7 protein-coding genes are annotated in these 8,338 nt (G+C 66.2%); 1 reads left to right on the top strand and 6 read right to left on the bottom strand.

Annotated features, from left to right (window positions below; translation table 11 throughout):
• Positions 1-5 precede the first annotated feature (5 nt).
• The gene (locus J6525_RS09410; RefSeq protein ID WP_225643826.1) at positions 6-2,711 is read left to right on the top strand and encodes a DUF2339 domain-containing protein; all 2,706 of its coding nucleotides are present in this window, start codon (positions 6-8) and stop codon (positions 2,709-2,711) included.
• Positions 2,712-2,735: 24 nt separating this feature from the next.
• On the opposite strand, the gene J6525_RS09415 is transcribed toward J6525_RS09410, so the two are convergent.
• The 6 genes from J6525_RS09415 to J6525_RS09440 form a co-directional block, all read right to left on the bottom strand.
• Complete coding sequence (locus J6525_RS09415; protein ID WP_016844381.1) at positions 2,736-2,969, bottom strand: DUF6894 family protein; 234 nt, start codon at positions 2,967-2,969, stop codon at positions 2,736-2,738.
• Between the two features lie 139 nt (positions 2,970-3,108).
• The gene (locus tag J6525_RS09420) at positions 3,109-3,687 is read right to left on the bottom strand and encodes a hypothetical protein (protein ID WP_225643828.1); all 579 of its coding nucleotides are present in this window, start codon (positions 3,685-3,687) and stop codon (positions 3,109-3,111) included.
• 186 nt (positions 3,688-3,873) lie between these two features.
• Positions 3,874-4,860: an acrylyl-CoA reductase (NADPH) gene (gene acuI / locus J6525_RS09425; protein ID WP_225643830.1), complete on the bottom strand. Its 987-nt coding sequence runs from the start codon at positions 4,858-4,860 to the stop codon at positions 3,874-3,876.
• A 47-nt stretch (positions 4,861-4,907) separates the two neighbouring features.
• Complete coding sequence (locus J6525_RS09430; RefSeq protein WP_225643832.1) at positions 4,908-6,152, bottom strand: MFS transporter; 1,245 nt, start codon at positions 6,150-6,152, stop codon at positions 4,908-4,910.
• A 190-nt stretch (positions 6,153-6,342) separates the two neighbouring features.
• On the bottom strand, positions 6,343-7,821 hold the full coding sequence (locus J6525_RS09435) for a cell wall hydrolase (protein ID WP_225643833.1): 1,479 nt from the start codon (positions 7,819-7,821) through the stop codon (positions 6,343-6,345).
• Between the two features lie 254 nt (positions 7,822-8,075).
• Positions 8,076-8,338, bottom strand: a 263-nt coding sequence (locus J6525_RS09440) for a transposase (protein WP_512699755.1), incomplete at its 5' end; no start/stop codon positions are given.

Genomic DNA, 8,338 nt, shown 5'->3' on the forward strand with positions numbered 1-8,338 from the left:
GCCCAATGTTCGATTCGCCGTTCGACTTCCTGACGCTCGTCCTCGCCATCGTCGCGATCATTTTCGCGCGCAAGGCGCTGGGCCGGATCGACCTGCTCCAGCGCCGCCTGGATGCGATCGAGGCCGCGGGCGGCGCCGCCGTGCGGACGGCCGTGCCGCCGCCGCTGGCCCCGCTGCAGGAGTTCGAGCAGACGTCGCCGACGGCTCCTTCCGTAGCGCCGCCACCGCTCCCGGAGGCGGCTCCCGGCGAACCGGCCGCGCAGACCGAGCCAGCCGCGGACGCGCCAGGTGCCGTACCGCCGCCCCTGCTGGAGCCGCCGACCCCGCCGCAGCCTGCACCCGGCTTCGAGGAGACGCTCGGCACGCGCTGGGTGGTGTGGATCGGCGGCCTGACGCTCGCGCTCGGCGGCTTCTTCATGGTGCGCTATTCGATCGAGGCCGGTTTGCTCGGCCCCGGCGTTCGCACGATGCTCGGCGGATTGTTTGCGCTGGCGCTGCTCGGCGCTGGTGAATGGACCAGGCGCCAGGAAAGCATCTCCAACATCGCGGCGCTGCCGATCGCCAACATCCCGGCGATCCTCACCGCGGCGGGCACCGCGGTGGCATTCGCTACCGTCTACGCCGCCTACGCGCTGTATGACTTCCTCGCCCCGGCAACCGCCTTCATCCTGCTCGGCATGGTCGCGCTCGGCACGCTGGCGGCCGCGCTGCTGCACGGACCCGCGCTGGCCGGGCTCGGCATCGTCGGCGCCTTCGTCACGCCGCTCCTGGTGTCGTCAGACAAGCCCGACTTCTGGTCGCTCTACGTCTACCTCGCCATCGTCACGGCGGCAGCCTTCGCGCTTGCCCGCATCCGGCTGTGGCGCTGGCTCGCGGTCACGACGATCGCCTTCGCGCTGCTGTGGACCTTCCCTTGCCTGCAATGCGGGCCCGAGATGATCGCGCCGCACGTCTTCCATGTCACCGCGGGCTTTGTGCTGGCGGCGCTGCTCGTGGTCTGCGGCTTCATGTTCGGTCCCGACGGCGACGGCGAGGAGATCGAGCCGATTTCATCTAGCTCGCTCGCCGCCTATCTGCTCGGCGCGATGCTGATTGTGCTCAACAGCGCGCACGCCGACGTCGCGATGATCGGCTTTGCCTTGCTGACGGCGGGCAGCCTTTTTGTCGCCTGGCGCGCGCCTGCTGCTACCCGTGCGATCGGCGCCGCGTCGATCTTCGTGTTCATTGTGTTCGGCGAATGGGCCGTCCGCCGCAACGTCGACATGCTGGTGCTGCCTGGCGGTGCGATTCCCGGCATCGGCCCGTCCGCGACCGACGGCTCGGTCTCGCTGCATCTCGTCACCGCGGCGCTGTTCGCAGCCGCCTTCGGCATCGCCGGTTTCCTCGCGCAACTGCGTTTTGCCACCACGAAGGTCACGGTGACCTGGGCCGCGGCGGCGGTGTTCACGCCGGTCGCGCTGCTGGTCGCGCTCTATGCACGCATCGCGCATCTCGACCGTTCGATCCCGTTCGCGATCCTCGCCGTGCTGCTGGCGGCGGCCTACGCAGCCGCGACCGAGGCGCTGACCCGGCGCGGCGAGCGGCCGGAGCTGTCGCCTTCGATTGCGTTGTCCGCCACCGGCGCCCTCGCCTCGTTGGCGCTGGCGCTGACGTTCGCGCTCGACAAGGGCTGGCTCACCATCGCGCTCGCGCTGGTGTCGATGGGCACGGCGTGGCTGTCGGTGCAGCGGCCGATTCCGTTCCTGCGCTGGCTTGCCGCGATCCTGGCCGGCATCGTCGTGCTGCGCATCGGCTATGAGCCGCGGATCGCGGGCGACGCCGTCGGCACCACGCCGATCTTCAACTGGCTGCTGTGGGGCTATGGCGTGCCGGCGCTGTCATTCTGGGCGGCAAGCCATTTCCTGCGCCGCAGCGGCGACGACATCCCGCTGCGCATCGTCGAATCCGCCGCGATCCTGTTCACGGTGCTGCTTGCCTTCATGGAGATCCGCCACGCGGTCAACAGCGGCGATGTCTATTATGCCAGCGCCGGGCTGACCGAGGTCGCGCTGCAGGTCGGCGCGACGCTTGCGATGGCGATCGGACTGGAGCGGCTACGCCTGCGCAGCGGCAGCATCGTGCACAATATCGGCGCGATCCTGCTGACTGCGTTCGCCGGGCTCGCCAGCCTGTTCGGGCTGCTGGCGCTGGAGAATCCGATATTGTGGCCGCAAAGCGTCGGCGGCAGCTTCATCAACCTGCTGCTGCTCGGCTATGCGCTGCCGGCGGTGCTGGCGCTGCTGCTGTCCTATGCGGTGGCGGGCCATCGTCCTGCCGGCTATGCCAACACGATCGCCGCCGGCGCGCTGGTCCTTGCGCTCGCTTACGTGACGTTCGAGATCCGCAGGCTTTACCATGGACCGGTGCTGACACGCGGCGAGACCACGGGCGCGGAGCAATACACCTATTCGATCGCCTGGCTGATGTTCGGCGTCGCGCTGCTCGGCATCGGCATCGTCGTCAACTCGCAGCGGGCGCGGCTCGCGTCGGCTGCGGTGATCGGGCTGACGATTCTGAAAGCCTTCCTGATCGACATGTCGACGCTCACGGGTGTCTACCGGGCGCTGTCGTTCATGTGCCTTGGCATCGTGCTGGTCGCGATCGGCTGGCTGTATCAGCGGATCCTGTTTCGCAGGCGAACCGCTCCGCCGCTCGCGCAAGCTGAGGGTTAGGACTTGCCGTCCTGAAGGACAGCTTCAGTCGACGGACTCGGCGACCAGTCGAATCCTGAACACGGGTTTTCTGCCCTCGTCGAGCAGCTCCATGTGCCATTCGCTGTTCTGTTTCAGATTGCGCGAAATGCTGCCGAGGAAATTTCCGCAGACCTTGGTCATCTCGGCCCAGGCCACGTCGCGGCTTTCAAACTCCGTCGCGTGGTCGGATGCACCAGCGTAATCGCCGTCACTGATTCGAAAAAAATATTGCGCCATATGACTACTCAAAATCAGAGTCCCCAATGTCCCGCCTCACGGCGAACGCCAGGTATTGAGTAGCGAGCAAGGCGTGGCGACCGCCATCCGTATGACTACGGCTTGGCGGCGCTATTCCCGCTAGCGCGCAGATGAAAGGTTAGTCGGTGGAGCGGCGCAATTCCGGCGCGCTCTCGACCTTGGCGGGCTCGGCCTTGACCGGCTCGAGCTTCGCGCTTCCGACCTGCGGCGTCTCAACGCGCGGCACTTCGGTCTGCGAGGCATCCGCGGATCGGGTGCGCGGATGCAGCGAGCGCGGACGCGCCGCCGCGCGCGCCATCAGCATCTGCTGGCCGCCCTGGTGATGGAAATCGCAATAGGCAAAGCCCATGCCGGAGACCGAGCCGCGGAACGAGCGGTCGTCCTGCTTGTCGAGATTAAAGCACGGTTCGAACGGAATGCCCTTCAGCGACGCGCAAACGCTCTGACCGCGGATCTGCAGCGTGTTGCCGGGCAGGCGCAGGTGACGGATCGGCCCCGAGCCGGAGAACTGGACCGAGCCTGCCGCACCCAGATCGTCGAGGATGCGACCGGCGCCGCGGGTGCCATCGAAACAGGTGAACGCGAACACCTTGCCGGCGACGAACCTGCGGGCCTCATCGGCGTTCATCATGCCCGCGAATGCCGGCACGACCATTGCTCCGGCCGTGACGGCCCCCAACACCAAACGCGCAAGCATGAGCTACTCCACTTACGAGCGCGGGCACTCGCTCCTTGTTGCGCATGACCCCCGCACCAACGCTTTTCGACGTCTGCGCGAGGAAACCCGGCCCCCCGGGATCATGCTGCAAGTCTCTTTACCCGCTGCTTACCATACCAACAGTGGCAACATTGGAGCAGCTTGGTTGGTAAAGTCTGAACGTCCTCAGACTATTTTTACCACGATGCGGCCGCGGACTTGGCCACCGAGGATTTTCGCGCCAAAGCCCATGACTTCGTCCAGGACGATTTCGTGAGTGATATCAGCCAGTTTTGCCTTATCCAGATCGCTGGCAAGGCGGCGCCAGGCGGTCCTCCGCAGTTCGATCGGACACATCACCGAATCGATACCGAGAAGGCACACACCCCGCAAAATGAAGGGCGCGACCGACGACGGCAGATCCATACCGGCCGCCAGACCGCAGGCCGCGATGGCTCCGCCATACTTCGTCATCGACAGCAGGTTGGCGAGCGTGGTCGACCCGACGCTGTCGACGCCGCCGGCCCAGCGCTCCTTCGCCAGCGCCTTGGGCGCACCTGACAGTTCTGCGCGGTCGATCACCTCGGTGGCGCCGAGACCCTTGAGATAGTCGGTCTCCGACATCCGCCCGGTCGACGCGATGACGTGGTAGCCGAGCTTCGACAGCACGGCGATCGCCACCGAGCCGACGCCGCCGGCGGCACCCGTGACCACCACCGGGCCGCTCTTCGGGGTGAGACCGTGCTTCTCCAGCGCCAGCACCGAGAGCATCGCGGTATAGCCGGCGGTACCGACCGCCATCGCATCGCGGGCCGAGATGCCGTCGGGCAGCCGCACCAGCCAGTCGCCCTTGACCCGGACCTTTTCCGCATAGGCGCCGAGATGGGTCTCGCCCATGCCCCAGCCGTTGCAGACGACCTTGTCGCCCGCCTTCCAGTCCGGATGGCTGGATTGCTCGACCGTGCCGGCGAAATCGATGCCGGCGATCATCGGGAACCGCCGCACCACCGGCGCCTTGCCGGTCAGTGCGAGGCCGTCCTTGTAGTTCAGCGTCGACCACTCGACGCGGACGGTGACGTCGCCGTCCATCAGCTCGGCTTCGTCGAATTGGGTGAGTGCGGCGGTGGTACCCTTGTCCGCCTTGTCGATCCTGATTGCCTTGAACGTTGCCACGATGTGCACTCCCCGTAATCTTGGTTTCGGGGAAATGGTTTACCCCATCAGGCAGGCTGCGCAACCGGGCGGACGACGGGCTTTTCGACGATCGGCAGGTTGATCAGCGCGGACAGCACGCCAAACAGCACCGACAGCCACCAGATCGGGGTGTAGGAACCGTACTGCTCGAACACGATGCCGCCGAGCCAGACTCCGAGGAAGCCGCCGACCTGATGGCTGACGAAGGCGAAGCCGTACAGCGTCGAAAACCAGCGCGTGCCGAACATCAGCGCCACCAGCGCCGAGGTCGGCGGCACCGTGGAGAGCCAGGTCAGGCCGGAGATCGCGCCGAACGCAATCGCCGAGAAGGTCGTGATCGGGAACGAGATGAAGGCGATGATCGACAGCGCGCGGGTGAAGTAGATCACCGACAGGATGTAGCGCTTCGGGAAGACGTTCTGCAGCCAGCCGACACTGAGCGAGCCCACGATGTTGAACAGGCCGATCGCCGCGATCACCCAGCCGCCGGTCGATGCCGGAATGCCGCGGTCAGCGAGATAGGCCGGCAGATGCACTGTGATGAAGGCGAGCTGGAAGCCGCAGGTGAAGAAGCCGAGCACCAGCAGCACGTAGGAGCGATGGCCGAACGCCTCCGCCAGCGCGGTCTTGAACGACTGCTGATCGGCCGGCGCAGCGTCATTCGTCTCCGCCGGCGGCGTCGAGAGCGCCAGCGACAACGGCAGGATCAGCAGCATCAGTGCGCCGAACACGAGGAGCGCGGTCTGCCAGCCGAAATTGTCGATCATCGCGACGCCGAACGGCGCGAACAGGAATTGGCCGAACGAGCCCGCGGCGGTGCCGGCGCCGAGCGCGATGCCGCGCTGCGCGGGCGGCAGCAGCTTGCTGAACGCCGACAGCACCAGGTTGAACGAGGAGCCCGACAGGCCGAAGCCGATCAAGACGCCGGCGCCAAGGTTGAGCGAGAGCTGCGTCGCCGAGTAACGCATCAGGAGCAGGCCCGCGGCGTAAAGCAGTGCGCCGACGACCATCACACGCAGCAGCCCGAAGCGGTCGGCAATTGCGCCGGCGATCGGCTGGCCGAGCCCCCACAGCAGGTTCTGCAGCGCCAGCGCGAGGCCGAACACGTCGCGGCCCCAGGTGAATTCATGGCTCATCGGCTGCACGAAGAAGCCGAGGCTGGAGCGCGGGCCGAAGCTCAGCAGCGCAATCGCGCAGCCACAGACGATGACGACAAGCGGCGTGCGCCACGTGCCCGACGTCGGTCGAAGATCCCCGGTGGTAACAGCCATCTTGTCTTCCCCCGCAACTGCTGCGCGGGGGGCCGCCCCGCCGAACGTTACGGGGAGTTAATGCAGGTGCATGAAAACCCCAAGAGGGGCTGGAGAAAAATATTCGCCTGCAGGGCTGCTCTGCAGAATCGGAGAGGATGATGACCGTCATTCCGGGGCAGGCCGGCCGCGGAACGGGAGGCAGAGGGCCCTATCGCCGGGCGCTGGCCTGCTCGGCCGAGCTCTGGGCGGCCTCGGCGAGCTGCGCCGAGATCTTGGCGGTCTCGGCCGGGTTGCCCCAGCTCGGCGCGTCGCTGCCGTCGCCCCAGGCGCGCGGGCGATAGAAGGTATGGACGCCGAACTTGTACATCTTCTTCATCTCGCTGACCCAGGACGGCCGCACCCAATAGGCGTGGTAGTGGGTCGAGCGGTCGACTTCCGGCAGCCACAATTCGCCGTCGAGCATCGCCTTCGCGATCTTCTTGGCGCGATCCCACATGTCGGGCTCGCGGACGACGTCGGGGACGTTGTCGCAGGCGAAGGTGAACTGACAGGCGTAATGGCGATTCTTGTTCTGGTAGACCACGCCGCACACCGTCTCCGGATATTTGCCGGAGAAGGCGCGGTTCAGCACCACCTGGGCGACCGCGATCTGGCCACGCACCGCTTCGCCGCGGGCTTCGAAATAGACCGCCTCGGCGAGGCACTTCTCCGACTTGGCGCGCGACTTCTCGTTGAACAGGCCGAGCCGCTCCGCCGGCGTCTTGGTGTGCTGATCGTCGGCATTGACCTCGCCCTTCGGCGCGATGCTCTCGCCCATCTCGCCGGCCTTGACCGGACCGTCGGCATCGACCGGCAATGACGCCATCACCTTCATGTCGGGATCGGGCGTTGCTACCGGCGTCACGACAACCGGCGCCTCGCCGGGCTGCCAGCGCTCGAGGTTCTCCGGCGTGCCGAGCGACGAGCCGAAGAACAGGCTGGCGGTCTGGAGTGCGAACGGGTCGCGCTCGCGCGCCGCATCGGTGGGCGCAGCTACGGACTTCGCGGGCGCGGGCTTCAGATCGTCGAGCGGGCTGGCCTCGAGCGAGAGCGACACGTCGTTCTGCTGCGGCGACGGCTTGGCATATTGCGGCAAGGGCGGCGCGCGCAGCGCCTCCTGCAATTCAGGATCGAGCGGCGCGCTGTCGGCCGGTGCGGTCGCGGTCTTCATGCCCTTGACCGACGAATTCGATGTCGCCGGATCCTCGTTCGCCGGCGCCGTATTTGCAGGCTCCGCAGGTTCGACCTGATCGGGCCGCCGGACGACGAGGCGATCGCCCTTCATGGTGCGATCGACCTTGGGAAAATCGGATGCTTGATAGCGCGGCGGCGGGGCCGTGATCGGATTGCGCGTCACCGTTCCGGTGATATCGAGGTTCGAACTGTCCAGTCTCGCGAGCAGGATTTGCGGCGCTTGCGGCGCGGACGTGCCGATCGGACGGCCGAAACTGTAGGTCGCGACCTGGATGGAGCCGACGGCGGAGGCGAAGACGCGCTTCTGCCAGCGCTCGGCGACGCCGGGCTGCCGGGCCAGGAGCGAGGCAATATCCTGATATCCGATCTCGGTCGGCATCAGTGCGAAGATGCCAAGACCGAGACCGAAGAGCGCAAGACGTGCGCCCTTCGGCTGGTTACGCGACACAAACATCGTACGCTCACGCAACGCTTACTGAGTGCAATCGAACGCGGTACATCCGCGCAATTCGACCTTTCTCGTTGCTAAACCGTTTAGGTTGCCGCGGAGTTAATCGGCGTTGCTCGCGCGCTACACTCAAGTGATCGCGCATGTTTCGCATGTTGCATTGCGCGCCTTGGTAAACGCGCGGCGCATGAAAGTCGTAAACAACAGGTCAACGGAGATGGTGAATAGTCGTTCGTGAAGAACTGGCGCCGGCGCCCGGCTTAAGCGGTGTTTCGAGCCGGGACGGTCTCGAAGAAGGCTCGGATGATGACACGCAAGAGCTCTGCGAGCCATCGCAGCAGCAGGCCGAAGTTATAGCCGGCAGCGGCGAGAACAGCGTTGATGCGGTCGCCGAGGCGTCCCTTGAGATAATTTCTGTCCATGCGGTGCTCGGCCTTGACGTGGCCGATGACGGGCTCGACAGCCGCGCGACGCTTCATCTCGCGACGGATGGAAGCTGTGACGCGGCGGACCTGACCCGAGA

Source organism: Bradyrhizobium australafricanum, assembly GCF_020329495.1.
In the GTDB taxonomy this organism is placed as follows: Bacteria; Pseudomonadota; Alphaproteobacteria; order Rhizobiales; family Xanthobacteraceae; genus Bradyrhizobium; species Bradyrhizobium australafricanum.